The following is a 19,443-nucleotide window of genomic DNA, read 5'->3' as shown; positions in this document are numbered from 1 at the left end:
TTACCTCCCTTATCCTTTCAAACTTCCAGATGCCAGACCACGAACGAAATACTTTTGTAAAAATAAAAACAGTGTAATAATCGGGATGGCCGAGATCATTAATCCAGCTAAAAGAACTCCCCAATTTGTTTGTAATGCATCACGGAATTGCATTAGTCCAGCCGGAATCGTTTTTAAACTGTCAGAGTCAATAAAGATGAGCGCAAACATGAATTCATTCCATGTAAAGTAAGCAGTGATAATGATCCCTGTGAACAAAATAGGAAGGTTCAGCGGCAAAAAGATTTTTGTAAATACAGACCATGTTGAACATCCATCGAGGAAAGCTGATTCTTCCAACTCTTTTGGAACCTCTAGAAAAGCCGCTCTTATTAATAGAACAGTAATCGGAATACGGTAAGCCACATAGGGAAGAATGAGCGCTAAGTAAGTGTCATGAATACCCAATGCCTGGATAAGCTTATACAAAGGGACTAAACTCACCTGCGGAGATAGCATCATTCCACCCATACACAATATTAGTAGTATCTTCTTACCTTTAAATTGAAACCGAGTTAAACCATATGCTCCAAGAGCACTTAAGAAAACCGTTAATAAACAGGTGCTTAACGTAACAATGGTACTATTGATAAAGTACTCAGATATCCCTGTATTCCACGCATGAACATAGTTTGAGACAAGCCAGGTTGTCGGCAATGCCCAACTGTTTGAGAAAATTTCTTCTGTCGTTTTAAAGGAATTAATGACCATCCAAAACAAAGGATAGGCAATGATCATAAAATAGAAGATCAATATAGTATAGAGTGGAATCGCTCCAGCAATCTTTTTCCTCTTATAGGAACGAACTCTGATCGATTGAATGCTATAGTCAGTTGATGTTACTTTATCTGTCTCCATCTATTAATCCTCCTTCCCCGTCTTAAATAGCTTCATTTGAATAATAGCTACCGCCAACGAAAGCAGTAATATAATGGTCGCTATTGCTGAAGCGTACCCCATCTCATCTCTAAAAAAGGCTGATTTGTAAAGCAACGTGCCAAGCACTTCACTTGCATTTCCAGGTCCGCCACTTGTCAAAATATACGGCTCATTAAATACTGTAAATGCACCTGTTAATGTTATTAACGTTGCTACAAAAAGCATTTCTTTTACCTGAGGAACTGTAATGTGGAGAAATTTGTAAAATTTATTCGCACCATCAATATCGGCTGCCTCATAGAGCTCTTGAGGAATAGACTGAATGGCAACGATGAAAAGCATCATGATATACCCAATACTTTGCCACTGAGATACAGCGATAACAGCGAAAATGGCTGTTTCAGATTCCCCCAGCCATGCCCTTGTCCACTCTTCAAGACCGAGCAATCGAAGAAAACTGTTAAGTATTCCAATATCCGGGTTGTAAACAAAACTGAACAATAAAGCAATAACCGTTATGGATATGATTACTGGAAGGAAGAACGCGGTACGGAAAAAACCACTGAATAATCTAGTCAAAGGATCCTCTAATATAGCAGCTAAAACTAAGCCACCGAATACTTGACATACGATTGAGATGATTGCGTACCAAATATTATTTTTTAAAGCTATATAAAAAACCTCATCCTGAAACAGAGCAAGGAAATTTTCGAATCCAACAAACACCTTATCTGGGGCAAAAGCAGAAAACTCATAAAAAGCAAATCGGAAATTCTCTACAATGGGATAATAAACGAACAATCCCATTAACAAAATACAAGGGGCAATATATAAATAGGGAGCCATTTTCCTAAGTGTCACTGTATTCACCTCTTTTTTTAGGTCCTTTCCGACCCTTTTCTTGTTTTGCTTTATGAAAGAAAGGTAGTTTCGGTCCCCTACACTACCTTTCTTTTAAACTATTACTTCAGCTCTTTTGCTGCTTTTTGAACATCTTTCATTACGTCTTCAGCTGACTTTTTCCCATCTAACATCTGTTGAACACCATTTAAGTACGCGTCAACAATCTTAATATCTACAGCCGTATCAAACCATAAGTAAGTCTTATCGGCATTTACGATTAGGTCGATCGCTTCTTGTTGTAGAGCAGAACCGTTTTCAGGAGTTGTCGTTTCTTTAACCGCACTGTATTCACTTACTTCTTTTAACTGTTCAATTCCTTTTTCCTTAGAAGTTAAGAACTTAATAAACTCCATTGCTTCTTCTGGATGTTTTGTTTTAGAAGAAATCATAATTCCTTCTGGAGCAGCAGTAATGGAGCTTGGATTTCCTTCTCCACCTTCAACAAATGGTGTATTGAATACACCTAAATCCTCTCCAAGACTTGGCTCAATCAAACCAATTTCAGCTAACTGAAAGTATCCGATCGCTGCTTTTCCTCCATTAAATAGCTCTCTCGCATATTGGTGATCAACGGAGTTTACTCCTTGATTAAAATATGGTTCTAATTCAATGAATTTTTCCAAGGCAGTTACATAACCAGGATGAGCAAACTCTCCATCTGAATTACTTAGGCTATAGTCCTTTGCGATAACATCTTCCGGAACGATATACTCATTTAGTGATCCGATATAATGAGAAATTGTCCATGGCGCCTTACTTCCGAAAGCAATTGGAGTAATTCCTGCATCCTTAATTTTTTCAGAGACAGTTAGGAGCTCTTCCCATGTAGTTGGAATTTCAAGGTTTAAATCGTTAAAAACCTTTTTGTTATAGAAGAAGGCTTTTCCATCTGTTGACCAAGGAATCCCATAAACTTTTCCATCCAACGTAAAGGGACCAAATTGGGACTCAATGATTTGACCTGACCAATCTGTATCTTCCTCAACATAGCTTGTTAAGTCTAGGGATTGTCCAGCTCTGGCAAAATTGTAAGCAAACTCACCGCTCCATGAAAAGTACACATCAGGAGGATTATTTGAACCTAATACAACACGAATCTTTTCCTTATACGAGTCATTTAAAACTGCTTCGGTTTTTATCTTTATATTTGGATGTAGCTCTTCAAACTCTTTGACTGCTTCTTCAAAGTATTGCTTTTTGGGTTCTGTAGGCCATCTGTGGAAAAAACGAAGTTCGACAGTATCACTGTCTTCTGAAGCTGTTTGACTAGATGAGGAACAAGCTGCTAGCATTGAGAGAATTAATACGGCGATAATACTAAAGATTTTTAACTTTTTCATGAATTGGCCCCCTCAAGATTTTTCTTCTATGAATCTAGCAATGCGAGGAAAAGCGAAGGTCTCCTCGCTTTTCCTATTAGATTTTAGTATTCTACTTTCCACATATATCTTCTTGTAGAAAGTGGATGATTGCGCTGTTCTGCTAGGTTTTCTGCGTATCTTCTTAAAACGTAGTTTAATACGAGTGGAACGATGTATCCTTGTACCTCTTCATCAATTCCAGAAAAGTCAAAATCTTTTGCATCTAAAACAATTAGCTTTTTCCCATAACGTTGGGAGAATTCAAGGGCACGTTCCTCAAGGTATCTCGTTTCATCTAGACCAAGTAGGATAATAAATGGTGTTTCTTCATCAATGATTTCGAATGGCCCGTGGAAGTACTCACCTGCATGAATCGCATGAGAATGAACCCATTGCATCTCCATTAAAATACATATTGCGAAAGAATAGGCTACACCATAGTTTGAACCACTAGCCATCGTGTAGATGATTTTCTCATCCTTATACTGTTTTCCAAATTCTACAGCAGCCTCATGATATTTGGAAGCAGCTTTTTCAAATACAGTTTGTAGGTTTTCTAAGCTGTTCTCGATGGTTGTAAATTTTTCATTGTTTTCTACCACTTTAAGGACTCCAAATACTAGTTGATACAAAACAGAGTAGTTTGTAGCAAATGCATTCGCTGTTGGGCCCCACTCATACTTTAAGACAACTTCTGAAGCTTGAGCTAAAGGAGAAGTTGGCTCATTGGTTAAAGAAATCGTTAGAGCACCTTTTGCACGGGCAAATTTAGCTGCTTCTACTGTTTCAGGAGTTGTTCCAGAATGAGAACATAGGATGACTAAAGATGTATCCCCTAACTTCGCATGATTACGATGAATGAATTCATTTGCACTATATAGATGTGCATCAAGCTTTTTTGCCTCACGATCCACAACGTATTTACTTGAAACCAATCGGTGTCAGACACCCTCCGTGGACAAAACCCCCGATTCTGTCTTTTTGTGGTGTCTGTCACCTTTCGTGGACAGATTTGCTTATTTTGTCCGCATGGGGTGGACACTTATTTTGTAGTCTGAATTTTCTTTACTTTGAAAATTTAAGCGGTTACGATTGAATTTGGAATGGAAAAACATTCCTACTAAAAACACAAGGAGGAGATGCGAGATGATTCAAATAAGAATAAAAGAAAAGCAAGTTCAAATTAAAAAGGAAGAATCTACTTAGTGAGAGGAGAATCTTTATGCCATCTGTAAAAAATGGAATACAAATTGTAAGTTATCACGAAGGATTAGCCGCAGGGGTAGCAAAAATGTGGAATTTAAGCCGTGACAGTTGGGGCGGCGATACTCGTGTTATGACCGAAGAACAAGTGAAAACAAAGGAAGCCAATTCCGAAAATATTGAGCTTTATCTAGCATTAGATGAAAACGAAGTCGTTGGCTATTGTGGATTATCTGAATATAAGGAGGATACTGGCTCTTTATACATCCCTTTACTCAATGTTCTTTCGAATTATCATGGAAAGAAAATCGGCAAAATGCTTGTTATGAAAGCTCTTGAAAAAACGATCGAACTCGGCTGGCCTCGTCTTGATTTATACACTTGGCCAGGTAACACCAAGGCGGTTCCACTTTATAAAAAATGTGGCTTCTTTTGGGAGGATCGTGATGACACTACCCATTTGATGAACTTCATCCCTAACGTGTTAAACACCCCACTTCTTAAACCACTATTCGAAAAAGTAGACTGGTATGAAGCTAGCACAAGGCAAATTGAAGGAAAGCCAGACGGAATAAATGAAAACGGATTTACCTTCTACGAATATAGCTGGAGTTCGCCGGACACGAACGCTAGAGTACAAATCGAACGTACGAGTCGAGGCATTACCTTAATCGAAACCGATGACTTCCTTGTTCAGCTAACTATGGATCACCATGAAGTGATTGAGGAAATGGAGCATACTTATCAATTAAAAGTTGTGAACAAAACCGATACCCCTCTTACCTTCCAAGCAACTGGTACTAAGAATGCTCGAGTCAAATATCAGCTTAACACCGGAAAGCTGAATATAGAAAAAGATTTTACTCTCTCTGAGACTTTTACTATACGAAAAGGCGAAGAGCCTAGTGTGTGGCGGACTCACCCAAGTATCCAAATTACCGTAGAAATTAATGGTAGTCCTTGTGAAATGAGCCTTGGAATATTTCCTATGCAACCAGCTAAGCTTGAAGCATTTAATGAAGGAAATTTTGCTTTTTTAGATACAAAAACAGAATTTCATCTAGAGCTAAAGAATAATCTCTCAAATACAACCGAATTTGTTCTTACTATTCCTGAGAATGACCTGGTGAATCTAGAACAAAAAACATACGAAGTTACCGTTCCTGCTAAAGGAAAAATGACGATTCCTATACCTGTTACTGTTAGAAAGCATGGCTTTTACGATCCAAGTATTCATGTTTCAACTAAGTCTACCGATCATGTACTCACTTTTGAACAGCAAATTTCGATTGCTTTCAAAGGTGAAGGAAAGAAATTTGGTGGTGAATCAACGCTTTTCTGGCACATATACAATGGTCATAGTCAGTTAAATATTCGAAAGCTAGATCTTAATGTCCAATTAAAAAAGAATGCTAGAAGCAAAAAGCCATTATTTTCATTCCTTGCACCTAAGCTTGGAAAACCATATACAAACGAATTTAATAAAAAGAAGCCAACATCAGTATCCTGGGATATTGATGATTCATCTGTCTTGATTAAGTTCGTGTTGCAATCGGGGGAATTTCCAGGCATCTACTTAACAGAGTGTCTGCAGCTTTTTGGAGATGGAATCGTTCATCAATGGATAGAGATTGAAAATGTTCATCCAACTACTTACCAAAATATCGCAATCAGTCAGCCTGTATATCAAGAACTTGGCAACACATACTTTCCACTTGATCAAAGAGTTGTTTATTTTTCAAAAGATCGTCCACTCGAGTTCGGAGATTTAAATCCAGCCATGATAACGGGTCATTGGTATTTTTCCAAAACGGAAGGGAAAACGGTTGGAGTAACATGGCCTCAAAATAGCCATGCAGCTCCAGAAGGTTGGCAGTTTGTTATTGAGCAAAAAATAGGTGAGATGAAACCTGGAGCAAAGTCTACAACAGAAAAGATCATTGTAGCACTTGATTCATTCCAGGAAGCAAGTCAATTTCAGGCTTATGCTGAGAAAAGACATCTGCTTGAGCCGTATGAAATAATCAATGAACTTCAGCTCGAGGTGCATAAAATGATTGTGCCATCTAGTTCACCTACTTCCATCACGTTAAAGACTTATAGAAACAGTTTCTTGGATGGAACGCTTGAGGTTGTTTGTGACCAAGGTCCTGTCAGTAACTGGCGTATTCAGGCTAAGGAAGAGAAAAACTCAATTACCTTTGAACAACAGCTCTCATTAAATAACCCTGTTTCTCATCTAACAGCTCAATTTCAACAAGAAGGAATCCGGACAAATTTCGAGAATCTACTATTATCAACACAAGGAGACATTTCCTCTTGTACAGAATCAGATGGATCAATAGTTGCTGAAAATGGCTGTTTATCGATCAAAGCAAATGCTGATTTTTATCCAGGCTTATATTCCTTAAAAGTAAATGGACTAGAGTGGTTAGATACTCAGTATCCTGAAAGAACCGCCAAAAGTTGGTGGAGCCCATGGGCAGGAGGAATGAAATGGTCTCCTGAAGGAATCACCACCTTCTCTCTTTTAAAAGAAAAAACAAACATATCACCGACAACTATCAGTGACCGTAACGGAAATACTTGGAGAGGAATGGCCATCCAAACAACATTCGAGGAACATTCACAATGGAAAAATGTCGAGTACGTTCAATATTATGTAATGCTTCCTGGAGTTCCTGTTTTAGCAACATTTTTACGGGTCATGCATGATGGTGGGAAATGGCTGGATGGAGAAAAATGGTTGACTGATCTGTTCCTCGGTGGAGAAGCCTTACCGAACCTTACAATCAAGAGTGGCCGTTCAGAGTATCGTGCAGGTAAACAGGAACTACCAATGTACCTTCCCGAAGATTCCTATATTGAATCGGCTACAAAAAAAGAGAAGCTTTATGTGATTCCAAGTTTGAACATGGAAGAGACCGAGGCCTATATGAATAAAGAGGCCTTTCAATTAGTTGCAGCCCAACCAGGCTTCGCAAATAAGGAGGAAAAAGGCACCGCTCCTCTTTTCTTGCTATTTGATGAGCGGAAACTATCAACAGAAGCCGTTCAAAAACTACGAAATATCCAATTTTAGAAGGAGTTCTTATGAAATCTTATGAAAATCATCGATGCTCATATCCATCTATCAAACATAAAATCATTTCATGAAACAGCTGAAACCATTTCATTTGTCGACTATTCACCTTCAGGTATTCTCAAAGAATTCGAGGAAGCAGGAGTGGTGCTTGGTATTGGAATGGGATTGACAGAAACAGATAAAATGGGGTTTCCAGATTACGAGACACAAACTCCGATGGGACTGGATTTAACTGCGGAATTGCCGCCTTCTATCTTTACCTGCGTCGGAATCAATCCGTACAACCTAGACGAGGAGGCCCTTATTCGTTTAGAAAAGATGTTAGTACAACCAAAAACGGTTGGAATTAAAATTTATCTTGGTTATTATCCGTTTTATGCCTATGATCCTGTTTATCAACCTGTATATAGACTGGCGGCAAAGTACCATCTTCCCGTTGTCTTTCATACTGGCGATACGTATTCAGAAAGGGGGTATCTAAAATACTCCCACCCTCTCACCATAGATGAGGTAGCCGTTGACAACCGTGATGTGAATTTTATGATGGCTCATTTTGGGGACCCGTGGACACTGACAGGAGCAGAGATCATTTATAAAAATCCAAATGTGTTTGCAGATTTATCTGGATTAATTGTCGGAACAAAGAAGGACCTAACATTAAAAAGCGAAGGTCGTTTCCTTGATCATTTACGTCATGCCTTAGTTTTTGCCGACTCATATGACAAACTTCTATTTGGAACGGATTGGCCATTAGTGCCGATCGCCCCCTATATTCAGTTTATTAAGGACTTAATTCCGGAAGAGTATCATAGCCAGGTGTTTTATGAAACCGCATTAAAGGTGTTTCCAAGAATTCAGCCGTTTGTAAAATAAGGAAAGGAGCTGCTAAATGTACAAGGCAGCTCCTTTCTATTTATTGGGAATGATTGAAGACAAGACTAATTAAACCTCAACAAAAAATGGATGTACCTCTTCATTTAAACAATACTGTATTCTCTTCTTAAAGTGTTTCCACGTGACCATTTCAAGCGCTTTCTCTATCGGAAAATATCCCACTTCTAAACTCTCAGGTGACTTAGTCAGTTGACCTCCAACTACTTTCCCGATGAACAACGTACTGCAAATGGAGTGCTTTACATTTTGAAAAATACCACAGAACTTCACAATTTCAATATCTATCCCACTTTCTTCCTTTGTTTCACGTATTGCAGCTGCCTTAATGGACTCTCCTTCTTCAACCTGTCCTCCAGGCAACTCCCAACCTCTCCTTGGACTTTTCACTAAAAGCAATTCATTATCATCATTCCTTACGAAAGCGATGGCTGATACAATATGCTTTGGCGGAACTCCCATTACCCCACCCCCATCCAATTTATTAAGCTCCTCTTTTTCACAATATGTATCTTTTGAAAATAGTACACCCCTTAAAAATAAAAAATGCTGCTGATCTACCAGCATTTCTTACATCTCGGCTTTAACACCTTTATACTGAATTAATTTTTGATGTTTTTGTTTCAACAATTGTATTTGATGTAGTTCCTCTATTAGGTCGTTTATAGAAAGGAGCTCATACAGTAGAGCAATATGTGACTGTTTCATCTGATCTTCTTGTACACAATGTTTAAAGATAGACCGAATCTTCTTCACCACTTGATGATGCTCTTCATCCATCCGGTACTCCTTTTCATGCAAGGCATGTTTAATGGAAGAAAACATCAGCTCGACGGACTTCTCCTTACAAATTGGCGCATCGATCGGAGGAATCGCCATAAGATTCGCTACATGAAAAATGATTTGGCGTAAGGTACCTAACTTCTTATATTCATAATGAAATTCCTTGGTGTCCTTCCGGTCGAAATTATGCAGCTTCCATTCTAGCTTCTGGTATTCACACAATGTTTCTACTGTTTCGATATCCTTCCAAAGTCTTTCATACTTCACCTTCGTGTCTTGGTGTAACGGCTGCTGATACACAATTTCTTTTCCACGTGTTTCAATCAATTTGCCTGTTTCAATGATATACCGATGAAGTTTTGATTGAATCGTCAGTGAGTAATTCGGTTTTATGACAAGGAAATTCACAAGCGCTGATACAGTTAGTCCAATTCCCGTTGTTCCAAGGCGAACAAAAAACGAACTTAGAAAATGATCATGAACCGTAGATATCATCGCCACACCAGTCAAAACAGCAACCAGTGTTCCATCATGCAATCGAAGTTTGTAACACACGATAATGGTCATCACTGCGACAAGCATATACGTAAACGGACTATCACCAAAGGTAAAATTAAATAAAACAGAAAAAGCGGCTCCTAGTGCAGAAGCCGGAAACCGGACGAACGCCTTTTTAATCGAATGAGATGCAGTTGGCTCAATCGTTACAATCGCGGTAATAACGGCAAACATAGGAGGCCAAGACAAAAGATCACAGATAAGAGCAGTCAGAAACACCGCAATCCCTGTTTTAACAATTCTTCCGCCAAAAAATTTATACTTTCTAAAGAATTCCATGAAAACAATCCTTTTTTCATATTGTCCTATATTATGTTCATTTTTCCCTATATTAACCAAATTAACCTTTTACATCACCAACATCAACATGACCGGAACCGATAATATACTTAACAAGGTCGTCACTAATGTACTATAAGATACAAGATCTGGCTCTGTTCCAAATTCAAGCGAAAGCATCATGGTATTCGCTGCTGAGGGCATTGCTGATAGAACAATAAGAACTTGGGCCAGCATTCCTTCAATCGGTAATAGCCATACTAAAAGTAAAGCCAAGACAGGGGAAATTAGCATACGTTGGATCATAATTGTAGAAACATCTCCGATACTAACATTCTTCTTTGTAATGGCTCCGAGTTGCATACCCAAGACAAGCATAATGGTTGGAATGGTTGCATCAGCAATCAAATCGATAGGCTTCATGATCATATCTGGCACTGGCAGGGTTAAGAGCTGAAGACCTATCCCTAAGACAGATCCATAGATCATTGGCATTTTTATAATATTTAATATCGATTGTTTGACAGAATATCCTCTCTCACTTCCCTTACCAGCATAATACACCCCAATTGTACTCATAAGGAAGGATTGTATAACCATCATGATAACCGCATAATCAACACCCACGTTACCAAAAGCAAGTAAGATTATAGGAACACCATAGTTCCCACTGTTCATAAATACACCTGAAAGCACCATGGCTGAGTGCCTTGAACGAGGTAATTTTTTTAGGGCTGCTGTAATTTGTACAATAACAATCATCCCAATACAAAGAAGCACACAAAACAGCAAGATATACAAATATTCCATTGTAATTTCATTCGTATAGAAGGTCCGAAATGCCAAAAAAGGCTGCATTAAATATAAGGCCATGGCAGAAATCGCCTTCCGATCAAATCCAATGGTCCTTTGACCAATATACCCTACTCCGATCACAGATAAAGCTGATAATACAACGAATAATAGTTCCATGAGCCAGCTCCATTTTGTCAGTTTTTTGAATATTTCCATTATACATCATGAAAGCGCACTCATTATTTTAAAAATATAATTTTATGAGAACTAAAAATAGCCCCCAGTCAAAGACTAGAGACTTTGAATTCAATCATCCTAACTTGTTGTCCTTGGTTTGGTTGGATCGCAGTTGGGGTCCTCCACCTCTGTTGTCTCAGCTAGCTTCATTAAATAATAGCATTCCTCACGAGCCATATGATCCGCCATAAGGGGCGATAATACTCCTAGTATTTCTTTGTTTAACTCCATTTCTTCTATTTCTCTTAAAAAGCTTTTGAAGATTTCCATTTCTAACTCAATTTCTTTATGGAAACGACTTAAAGCGGGGAAAGAATACACATTCGCACGCAAGTACCCCGCCATCTCGACAGCCTTTATATAAAAATCCTCCCATTCCTTTGTGAACTCTCGCCCTCTCTCTTTGAGCTTCTTTTCCACTCGATCTAAATTAACATCTATGGCCCCCGCATGCCCTGCCGCATCTAATAGCCACAATAAATCATGATGTAACGGATGAACAATTGGAGGAATTTCTCCTTTAAGGAAAAATGAAAATACTCTTAATGCCTCTTCTAGCTCATTGACCATATGACTTAGAAAAGATGGTGGTAAAGTCATTTTCACTTCGCCCACCAAATGCTCTCGTACTAGAGTGAGTTTCAGTTCTCTGATTTCTGTCCCCGCTTTATTCGCTCTATGTAGCAGCTGCATAAGCTCCTCTCCTGCAGGCTGTCTACGTGAGATCGTTAATAGCTGATCAAATAACGTTATGAAGTTTTCCGCTTGACTGATGTATTGTGTTTCCGATGGTGCTAAAGAATCCTGGATAAATCGAGCATGGTCTCCAAGTACCTGTAACCAGAAATTCAATTCAAATAGTGCTTCTTGACGAAAGTTCTTGGCCAAAGCATTCACCTCTCTTTTTTCCCAATATATGAGAATGTTACTTGACCAATAACTAACAAGGGTGCCACGTTCCATTATTTATCTAATGATAATTCTCTAGCTTCCTCTGCAATATCTGTGGCTGTCAATTTATAGAACTCCATTAAATAATCAATTTTGCCAACCTGGCCAAATTGTTCTTTTACCCCGATACGCCTCATTCTCGTGGGACAATGCTCACTTAACACCTCAGCCACAGCACTACCTAACCCTCCGATTACATTATGATTTTCTGCTGTAACCACCGCTTTTGTTTTCGTTGCATATTTTACGATTAACTCTTTATCGATTGGTTTTATAGAGAACATATCAATCACCGTGGCTTCAACTCCCTGCTCTTTAAGGAGATCTGCTGCCTTCAGCGATTCTGCCACCATGATACCACTAGCAATAATTGTGACATCTCCGCCCTCTCTTAATACTTTCCCTTTCCCGGTCTCAAAAACTTCTCTTTCATCATATAGCTTCACACTGTTTTTTCGAATAGTCCGGATATAATGAATTCCATATTCCTTCTCAATCTTTCGAAGCAAGTAACCTAACATGGTAGAATCGCTCACCTCATACACTTTCGCATTAGGAATAAGACGAACTAGTCCTAGATCCTCAAAAGCCATATGCGTTCCACCATTATGTTCAGCCGATACACCCGCGTCAGATCCTAGAATTTTAATATTCGTTTTTGCGTAAGCACCGGATATAAATAATTGATCAAAGGCACGACGTGTAGCAAACTGTCCAAACGTATGGACGAAAGGAATTTTCCCAGTGAGAGATAAACCGGAAGCGACACCAATCATATTGGCTTCCATTATGCCACAGTTTATTAATTGGTCTGGAATCTCTTTTATAATTTTATTTGTTGAAATGGCACTCATTAAATCTGCTTCCAATGCCACAACATTGGGATTCGCCTTCGCAAGTTCTAGGAGAGTGTTTGCATACATTTGACGCATTTCCATATTTTCTAACTTGTAGGTAGATGTATGAATCATCTTGGCACCCCCTTTCCAAGTCTGTGTTCCAAGTCATCAATCGCTTGTAAAATTGCTTCTTCATCTGCTTGGCTAGGACGGATATGATGGTTATCAACCTTTTGTTCTAAGTATGGAACACCTTGACCTTTAGTCGTATCTAAAATAATGGCCACTGGACGTTCTGTTTGCTCTTTTCCTTTTTTAATAGCATCATAAATTTGTCCTAATGAACTACCGTCTACTTTCAGTGAATAGAAACCAAACGCTTTGAACTTCTCTTCAAAGTCAAATGGATTAATAATATCCTTAGTTAACCCATCGAGTTGCTTCTTATTATCATCAATGAAGACAAAAAGCTGATTTAACTTATGATGGGCTGCAAATTGAAAGGCCTCCCAGCATTGTCCTTCATTTAATTCACCATCTCCCACAATACAAAAAGTATAGTTTTCTCTCTTTGAAAGCTTATGTGAGAGAGCCACTCCAACAGCCGCAGATATCCCTTGCCCTAAAGATCCAGTTGTCATATCAACGCCTGGTGTTAAATTCCGATCCGGATGGGAAGGAAGTGTCGTTCCATTGTTATTGAGAGTATATAGTACCTCCTCAGGAAAATACCCTTTTACCGCTAGGGTCGCATAAAGACCTGGTCCCCCATGTCCTTTCGATAAAATGAAATAGTCTCGCTCTTCCCAATTAGGATTTTTCGGATCTATCTTCATGACTCCACCATACAACACCGCTAAGGTTTCAATGATGGATAAGCTTCCCCCATAATGACCAAAACCCAGATGATAGAGCTCTTTTAGCGTCTTTAATCGGATCTCATCCCGAAACTGTTCCACCTTCTCTAACTCAATACTCATATAGCATCCTCCGCTTTCTCTTAATCTTATAAAATAAGAAACCCTTCCAGGGAGAGTTCTCATAAAGCGAACGGCCCTTTGAAGGGTTTCATTATTTAGGCCTGGATTTGTTGTGTTTTATTCTTGTCTTTTTTCAAGAATCCGTATACTACTGCTAGTAACACGAGTCCTACTACAGTAACCGTCACACCAGTAGCTCCAAATGAGTTTGCAACATTACCAAGAATAATTCCCGATGCTGCAAAGTCCGCATCAGAGAATGTCGTACTAGCAAAACCTAGATCTCCAAGTACCGGCATTAAGAAGACAGGTAAGAAAGTAATTAACAAACCATTAGCAAAAGAACCTATAGTGGCACCTCTTACTCCACCAGTCGCATTTCCAAACACTCCAGCTGTGGCACCAGTAAAGAAATGTGGAACCACACCAGGTAGGATAATAACGGCTCCAGCCATGCCCAGGAACATCATTCCAACGATTCCGCCTAGGAAACTACAAAAGAAACCTATTAATACAGCATTCGGTGCGTATGGAAATACAATTGGACAATCGAGCGCCGGTTTTGAATCTGGTACAATTTTTGTAGAAATCCCTTTGAAAGCGGGTACAATTTCAGCCAAAACAAGGCGAACACCTGATAAAATAACAAATACCCCAGCTGCAAAAGTAACTGCTTGAATAAGGGAGAAAACTAGATAATGAGTACCACCGCTAAGCTCTCCTTCTACATAAGCTGGACCTGCAAATAGCGCTATAACGACATAAAGAATGGTCATCGTTAACGCAATCGTTACTGAACTATCTCGCAAAAAACCAAGGCCTTTTGGAAATTTGATTTCCTCTGTTGAACGAGAACCCTTCCCTACCACTTTTCCGACAAGACCTGATAGAACATAACCTAAGCTTGAAAAATGGCCAAAACCTACACTATCATTCCCAATAATCTTTCTCATGAACGGCTGACAAATCGCAGGAAAGGCTGCCATAGTTAACCCTAATGCTAGAGAACCAACAATAATAAGAGGAATTCCTTCTAATCCTGAGACAACAAGGATGACTGCAAGCATACATGCCATATACAACGTATGATGCCCGGTTAAAAAAATGTATTTTAACCTTGTGAATCGTGCAATTAAGATGTTAGCCAACATTCCAAAGAACATGATAAATGCAGTTACACCACCGTATTCCGTTAATGCCATGGCAACGATCGCCTCATTATTGGGAACCACACCATTTACATTAAATGCTTCCTGAAACATCTTTCCAAAAGGATCAAGGGAGCCAACGATTACACCAGCACCGGCAGAAATAACAATGAAACCAAGGAAGGTCTTGACCGTGCCTTTAATAATATCACTAGCAGGCTTTTTTAAGATTAATAATCCAACGAGCGATATTAACGCAACTAACACAGCAGGCGTACTCAAAATATCCATCACTAACTTTAGTAATCTCTCACCCATGTTATAGGCCTCCTTTTAATCTCATTCATTTGTTCAAATAGATTAGAGTATTCCTTTCTGTTCAAGCACTTCTTTTAGCTTTGACCGAAGTCCATCTAGATCGATAATGCTCTCTATGACGATAACCTCTCCTAAGTGCCCCATTCCTTCGGCAATATCTTTTGCTGCGATGAATAAATCTGCTGCATCAGGTGTAGCAGAACTTAAATCAGAATGTTCCACTTCAATTCCGCTTACCCCAAGCTCTGATAAGATTTGTTGAACATTCATTTCTAACATAAAACTGCTACCTAACCCTGAACCACAGACCGCTAAAATCTTCATATTAACCCCTCCTAAATTTTTAAAAAATCCTATATATATATAAATTATTGCTCACGAAATCATAGAATACTGTTTAAACATCTCAAGAATGCTGTCCATCGAATCGACCTCTTTTAATAAATCTATATTTTTACACTAGTGTTGCGTAAATATTGTTCCAATTTTCAGTTTAATCATTCTTCTAATTTAGAGCCAAAAAAGGAAATACCCAGTTAAAGGTGGCTCCATCCATTTGGAAATTTATTTACAATTAGACAAATGTGACGACGGCAATTTGCTTATTAAGGGATGGCTTTTCCTTCAATTTTCCGAAGCCAGATATTCGCTGGTTTCCACAATGCAGCCCTTAAATAACGACTAATTTGTAAGGTTTTTCTCTTACTTTTTGTTTCGATTTGTACGAGAACATGGAGGCAAAAAACAATAAGTGCGATAAACACTTGATTTTGAATTGCCCACTCGCTCTGACCGTAAAACTTCTTAATGCTGAGATGTTGTTTGATCCATTTAAAGAACAGTTCAATTGCCCAGCGTGATTTGTACATGTCTGAAATTTCTTCGGCACTTAAATCAAAACGATTGGTGACTAAATGGAGTTCATTTCCCTTGGAATCCAAGACCTTTATCAGGCGAAAATAATTTTCAGCACGGTTTTGTGTGGTACCTATTAAGACCATTTGGTCTGATAAAACAGGTGTATTTTCGGGTAGCTTAAAGTTGTAAACTTCCCGGATTACCGCGTTTTTCCGTAGCCTTGAAAGGAAAAAGTAGCCTTCATCGGTCATTCGGTCAAAACGCTCATAATCCAAGTAACCACGGTCAAAAACATACATGCATTCTTTATCATCTACCATGATTTCAAGCTGACCACGGTCATGTTCTTTTGCCGTTGTCATAACGACTTTTTCTGGGTACGAAGTGCCTTTTTCCATAAATACAAGACGTAGATGCAATTTTACTCCTGCCTTGGTTTTACGGAACTTTGCCCATTTATGGTTTGTTAAATTCAGTGGTAAGGTGCTTGAATCGATAATTTTTAAGGGCATCACAAGCTTCGTATAATGCGTTTTGGCATGAATTTGTGATACTAAATCGAGAAACAGCCTTTGGAAAAGGTCGGGGTTCAGCCCATTTAATCGTCGTGATAACTGAGAAATACTAATAGAATCAAGGTCGATTGCCTTTTGGAGCTTGTCATCGAAAAGACAGTCACTTAGTGCATGAAGACTCTCAACTTCCTGTAGCTGGGCAAAAAGCAGTAATTTCAGAAATGATTCAGTCGTTAATTTCTTCGTATAGAAGTCTAATTTCAATGTTTTCACTTGTTCCTCAAATAATTGAGAATTGATTGGTGAAAACCATTGTCCAAATGAATTTTTTCGTGTAATCTTGTCCATGAGAGATGTCCTTTATTAGTGGATTTGGACGGGTTACCACCTAGCTTTATCCATTATAAAGGACTTTTTCTTTGCACAAAACAAAATTAGTGAAGATTATGAGTCTTTTTAATATTGAAATTAAATTAATGCAATACTAGTGATATTTTTACTATTACTAAGAAGCTTGGTTAACTGCGAAAGCGCCTTTAAATGGGTAGTATTATCAATTGCTGCTATACAAAACAACAGCCTGACTGGATAATTTTCATTTTCTAGAAAGTAGACAGGAGTCTTTAACTTTAAAAAGCTCATTCCCACTTTATTAACGCCTGACTCAGGTCTTGCATGAGGAATAGCTACCTCTGGGCCAATGACTACATATGGTCCAAGTGTTTTTATATTATCGATCATTGAATCAATATAGGTTGATTCGATTACCCCATTCATGACTAATGGTTTAGCTGCTACTGTGACAGCCTCTTCCCAACTTGAAAGCTGATCCATTATTTGGATGGTTTCTTCCTTTAATAAATCACTTAACACAGGTTTTTCCTCCCTCTTTACTTCCACTCTTTTATGAAAAGTCAATTGACTTAATGCTTTTTTCAGTCCTGTTTCATCATATACATTTGCATATTGACCAATTGTTTTGATTAATTCTTTAATAGAAATATCCTTATATTGAATCCCAAATAAGCATTGGTATACTTCATTTACTAGAATGTTTTTTTCATTAGGAGTCATAATCGGCTTTACATAGAAGCAAGGAATCTTTGACTCTATCTCTACTGTGGAAAATAACAAATCATATTGCTCGAGATTTTCAATAGAGAACTGCTGTAACGAAATAGTTTTTTCGACTGAAATTTCGGAAAATAATGATTCTAACAGGTGTTTGACCATAAGGGAGGAACTTATTCCACTTGGACATACAACGATTGCTCGTTTCTTTTTAGGGACAGGTTTCTTGGGACTTTTTAATAGAGCTCCAAAGTGGATCGTTATATATCCAATTTCCTCTTCCGGAATCGTGATGCTAAGTAGAGATTCAATAGGTAGTAGTAACTCACTTACAATCGTATACAATTCTTTATGTTCGGTTTTGATTTGTTCTAGAAGGGGATTGGCTATAGGAATTCGATACTTCATTCGGAAATATGCAGGCTTAAAATGCTGGTACAAGGTTTGAATCGCTTCGTTTTTCTTCTCAAAAGCAATGGCTGTTTTCGATTCAAAGTTAAACACGAGCTGCTCACAAAGTTTAAACAGTATGTCTCTATCACTTTCTAAACTTTGTGGATTTCCTAACGATAACCCAAGAAATTGAATCGTCATAAAACAGACTTCTGTTTCCAATTCCTCAATTTGGAGATATTTATATAATGTTCGAGCTACATCCCACATTGAATCTTTTTTTATCAATTCTATTTCATCTTGATGATAACGGACGAACTTCTTTTCTTTTAAGCGATAAAAATATAAAACTAAGAAATAAGCAAATTGATTCAAGCGATCCTCAACAAATTGGAGGTGAAATTGCTTTTGTATTTCATTAAGATTACCCATAATATAATCTATGTGAATCTGCTCTTTGTTACCTAGTAATAAAACCATGAGCTTATGAAAATAGGGTAAATCGGTTAGCTGAGACAAATGATGTTGAACCAACACTCTTTTATCTAATTCATTTCCATGAAGATGATAGCCAATTTGTCTGGAATAACGGATTTCTACAAGAAATGGTGCATTCACTTCATTTGCTTTTTTCACGTCAGAGATGACTGTATTCTTGCTAACTTGTAATAGCTGCGTTAAATGGACGGATGATATAGGTTCTTCCCTAATAAAAAGGTATAAATATATAAAACTTAATCGCTCGTTCTCTGAAAATATAAAGTCTTGGTCTGAGTCATCCATACGATGGTGATAAAAATACTCCACCACTTTTTCTGGAATAACGATGTATTTTGTTCCCTTATAAGGAATAGAAGGAAGTTCTCTAGTTTTTAACCAATGATTGATTTTTTCCAAATCATAGGATACTTGCCTTTTAGTTAAATGGGTTTTATCTATTATCTGCATGATTGTAGTTTTTTTCACCTTGAGAAGATGCTTCATTAAAAGTGCTGGACGTTTCTCAATCATCATCTACTATGCCTCCTGTAATAAATATATATTAAAACGCTTACATTTCGTGTTGTGATTGGGAACAAATGATGTCATAGTACAATTACAAAATTGTACTCAACTTCTCCTTAGTTTACTTTTTGTAATTTATATCGTTAATTGCAGAAGAAATGTCTTTTTAATAGTACAGTTGTATTTTTTATAGGCTCTTTTCTAAAACATTGTTGCTATCTACACACTTTTTTTGAAATAAAAACTATATGTTCAACAGCCAATCTGGATTTTAGCATCCTTAGAAAAGAGCTACTCTCAAAATAGACCAATAAACCCAGAATAATACGGGAAAAATCCGGCTTCAAGGATT

16 protein-coding genes and 2 pseudogenes are annotated in these 19,443 nt (G+C 38.0%); 2 read left to right on the top strand and 16 right to left on the bottom strand.

All coding sequences use genetic code 11. From position 1 onward, the window contains the following. Positions 1 to 9: 9 nt before the first annotated feature. The 4 genes and pseudogenes from MKX65_RS04945 to MKX65_RS04930 all read right to left on the bottom strand — a co-directional run. Positions 10 to 897 (bottom strand): ABC transporter permease subunit, encoded by an 888-nt coding sequence (locus MKX65_RS04945; RefSeq protein ID WP_160549000.1) that lies wholly within the window; start codon positions 895 to 897, stop codon positions 10 to 12. Between the two features lie 3 nt (positions 898 to 900). Continuing rightward, positions 901 to 1,764 carry an ABC transporter permease subunit gene (locus tag MKX65_RS04940; protein WP_160549017.1) on the bottom strand — a complete coding sequence of 288 codons (864 nt, stop codon included), beginning with the start codon at positions 1,762 to 1,764 and terminating at the stop codon, positions 901 to 903. Positions 1,765 to 1,880: 116 nt separating this feature from the next. Beyond that, positions 1,881 to 3,161, bottom strand: a complete 1,281-nt coding sequence (locus tag MKX65_RS04935) for an ABC transporter substrate-binding protein (protein ID WP_340902654.1) — start codon at positions 3,159 to 3,161, stop codon at positions 1,881 to 1,883. 83 nt (positions 3,162 to 3,244) lie between these two features. Continuing rightward, a pseudogene (locus MKX65_RS04930) lies at positions 3,245 to 4,108 on the bottom strand (SIS domain-containing protein); the annotation flags it as partial. Between the two features lie 296 nt (positions 4,109 to 4,404). Between MKX65_RS04930 and MKX65_RS04925 the strand changes: the two are divergent. Beyond that, positions 4,405 to 7,467: a GNAT family N-acetyltransferase gene (locus MKX65_RS04925; RefSeq protein ID WP_340902653.1), complete on the top strand. Its 3,063-nt coding sequence runs from the start codon at positions 4,405 to 4,407 to the stop codon at positions 7,465 to 7,467. A gap of 21 nt (positions 7,468 to 7,488) precedes the next feature. Beyond that, complete coding sequence (locus MKX65_RS04920; RefSeq protein ID WP_340902652.1) at positions 7,489 to 8,343, top strand: amidohydrolase family protein; 855 nt, start codon at positions 7,489 to 7,491, stop codon at positions 8,341 to 8,343. Between the two features lie 69 nt (positions 8,344 to 8,412). Here MKX65_RS04920 and MKX65_RS04915 read toward each other — a convergent pair whose 3' ends face one another. The 12 genes and pseudogenes from MKX65_RS04915 to MKX65_RS04870 all read right to left on the bottom strand — a co-directional run bounded on the left by MKX65_RS04915 (position 8,413) and on the right by MKX65_RS04870 (position 19,100). Next, a complete protein-coding gene (locus MKX65_RS04915; protein ID WP_160548996.1) occupies positions 8,413 to 8,823 on the bottom strand; it encodes an NUDIX domain-containing protein in 411 nt (136 codons plus the stop codon). 108 nt (positions 8,824 to 8,931) lie between these two features. Then, positions 8,932 to 9,981 (bottom strand): aromatic acid exporter family protein, encoded by a 1,050-nt coding sequence (locus MKX65_RS04910; protein ID WP_340902651.1) that lies wholly within the window; start codon positions 9,979 to 9,981, stop codon positions 8,932 to 8,934. A gap of 69 nt (positions 9,982 to 10,050) precedes the next feature. Continuing rightward, positions 10,051 to 10,953, bottom strand: a complete 903-nt coding sequence (locus tag MKX65_RS04905; protein WP_160548994.1) for an AEC family transporter — start codon at positions 10,951 to 10,953, stop codon at positions 10,051 to 10,053. 138 nt (positions 10,954 to 11,091) lie between these two features. Then, positions 11,092 to 11,901, bottom strand: a complete 810-nt coding sequence (locus tag MKX65_RS04900; RefSeq protein ID WP_340902650.1) for a DUF2935 domain-containing protein — start codon at positions 11,899 to 11,901, stop codon at positions 11,092 to 11,094. Between the two features lie 74 nt (positions 11,902 to 11,975). After that, positions 11,976 to 12,410, bottom strand: a complete 435-nt coding sequence (locus MKX65_RS27050; protein WP_445677943.1) for a transketolase family protein — start codon at positions 12,408 to 12,410, stop codon at positions 11,976 to 11,978. A gap of 15 nt (positions 12,411 to 12,425) precedes the next feature. Then, positions 12,426 to 12,893 (bottom strand): annotated as a pseudogene (locus MKX65_RS27045) (transketolase family protein); the annotation flags it as partial. Next, positions 12,796 to 12,999 (bottom strand): hypothetical protein, encoded by a 204-nt coding sequence (locus MKX65_RS27040; RefSeq protein WP_445677906.1) that lies wholly within the window; start codon positions 12,997 to 12,999, stop codon positions 12,796 to 12,798. The pseudogene MKX65_RS27045 and the gene MKX65_RS27040, both read right to left, overlap by 98 nt. Further along, the gene (locus MKX65_RS04890) at positions 12,932 to 13,783 is read right to left on the bottom strand and encodes a transketolase (protein WP_340902649.1); all 852 of its coding nucleotides are present in this window, start codon (positions 13,781 to 13,783) and stop codon (positions 12,932 to 12,934) included. The genes MKX65_RS27040 and MKX65_RS04890 overlap by 68 nt, the downstream gene beginning before the upstream one ends. 95 nt (positions 13,784 to 13,878) lie before the next feature. Then, positions 13,879 to 15,249 (bottom strand): PTS ascorbate transporter subunit IIC, encoded by a 1,371-nt coding sequence (locus MKX65_RS04885; RefSeq protein ID WP_340902648.1) that lies wholly within the window; start codon positions 15,247 to 15,249, stop codon positions 13,879 to 13,881. A gap of 42 nt (positions 15,250 to 15,291) precedes the next feature. Beyond that, positions 15,292 to 15,573 (bottom strand): PTS sugar transporter subunit IIB, encoded by a 282-nt coding sequence (locus MKX65_RS04880; RefSeq protein ID WP_160549144.1) that lies wholly within the window; start codon positions 15,571 to 15,573, stop codon positions 15,292 to 15,294. A 281-nt stretch (positions 15,574 to 15,854) separates the two neighbouring features. Continuing rightward, positions 15,855 to 16,970 (bottom strand): IS4 family transposase, encoded by a 1,116-nt coding sequence (locus tag MKX65_RS04875; protein WP_340902647.1) that lies wholly within the window; start codon positions 16,968 to 16,970, stop codon positions 15,855 to 15,857. Positions 16,971 to 17,090: 120 nt separating this feature from the next. Continuing rightward, the gene (locus tag MKX65_RS04870; protein WP_340902646.1) at positions 17,091 to 19,100 is read right to left on the bottom strand and encodes a BglG family transcription antiterminator; all 2,010 of its coding nucleotides are present in this window, start codon (positions 19,098 to 19,100) and stop codon (positions 17,091 to 17,093) included. Positions 19,101 to 19,443 lie beyond the last annotated feature (343 nt).

The organism is Robertmurraya sp. FSL R5-0851 (assembly GCF_038002965.1).
Classification (GTDB): Bacteria; Bacillota; Bacilli; order Bacillales; family Cytobacillaceae; genus Robertmurraya_A; species Robertmurraya_A beringensis.
This window is presented reverse-complemented; position numbering and strand designations above follow the sequence as displayed.

Coding starts and splice junctions, on each gene's coding strand:
- MKX65_RS04890 (WP_340902649.1), bottom strand. CDS start 13,783: ATGAGTATTGAGTTAGAGAAGGTGGAACAGTTTCGGGATGAGATCCGA.
- MKX65_RS04920 (WP_340902652.1), top strand. CDS start 7,489: ATGAAAATCATCGATGCTCATATCCATCTATCAAACATAAAATCATTT.
- MKX65_RS04940 (WP_160549017.1), bottom strand. CDS start 1,764: ATGGCTCCCTATTTATATATTGCCCCTTGTATTTTGTTAATGGGATTG.
- MKX65_RS04875 (WP_340902647.1), bottom strand. CDS start 16,970: ATGGACAAGATTACACGAAAAAATTCATTTGGACAATGGTTTTCACCA.
- MKX65_RS04945 (WP_160549000.1), bottom strand. CDS start 897: ATGGAGACAGATAAAGTAACATCAACTGACTATAGCATTCAATCGATC.
- MKX65_RS04935 (WP_340902654.1), bottom strand. CDS start 3,161: ATGAAAAAGTTAAAAATCTTTAGTATTATCGCCGTATTAATTCTCTCA.
- MKX65_RS04910 (WP_340902651.1), bottom strand. CDS start 9,981: ATGGAATTCTTTAGAAAGTATAAATTTTTTGGCGGAAGAATTGTTAAA.
- MKX65_RS04880 (WP_160549144.1), bottom strand. CDS start 15,573: ATGAAGATTTTAGCGGTCTGTGGTTCAGGGTTAGGTAGCAGTTTTATG.
- MKX65_RS04925 (WP_340902653.1), top strand. CDS start 4,405: ATGCCATCTGTAAAAAATGGAATACAAATTGTAAGTTATCACGAAGGA.
- MKX65_RS04905 (WP_160548994.1), bottom strand. CDS start 10,953: ATGGAACTATTATTCGTTGTATTATCAGCTTTATCTGTGATCGGAGTA.
- MKX65_RS04885 (WP_340902648.1), bottom strand. CDS start 15,249: ATGGGTGAGAGATTACTAAAGTTAGTGATGGATATTTTGAGTACGCCT.
- MKX65_RS04870 (WP_340902646.1), bottom strand. CDS start 19,100: ATGATGATTGAGAAACGTCCAGCACTTTTAATGAAGCATCTTCTCAAG.
- MKX65_RS04915 (WP_160548996.1), bottom strand. CDS start 8,823: ATGGGAGTTCCGCCAAAGCATATTGTATCAGCCATCGCTTTCGTAAGG.
- MKX65_RS27040 (WP_445677906.1), bottom strand. CDS start 12,999: ATGAAGAAGCAATTTTACAAGCGATTGATGACTTGGAACACAGACTTG.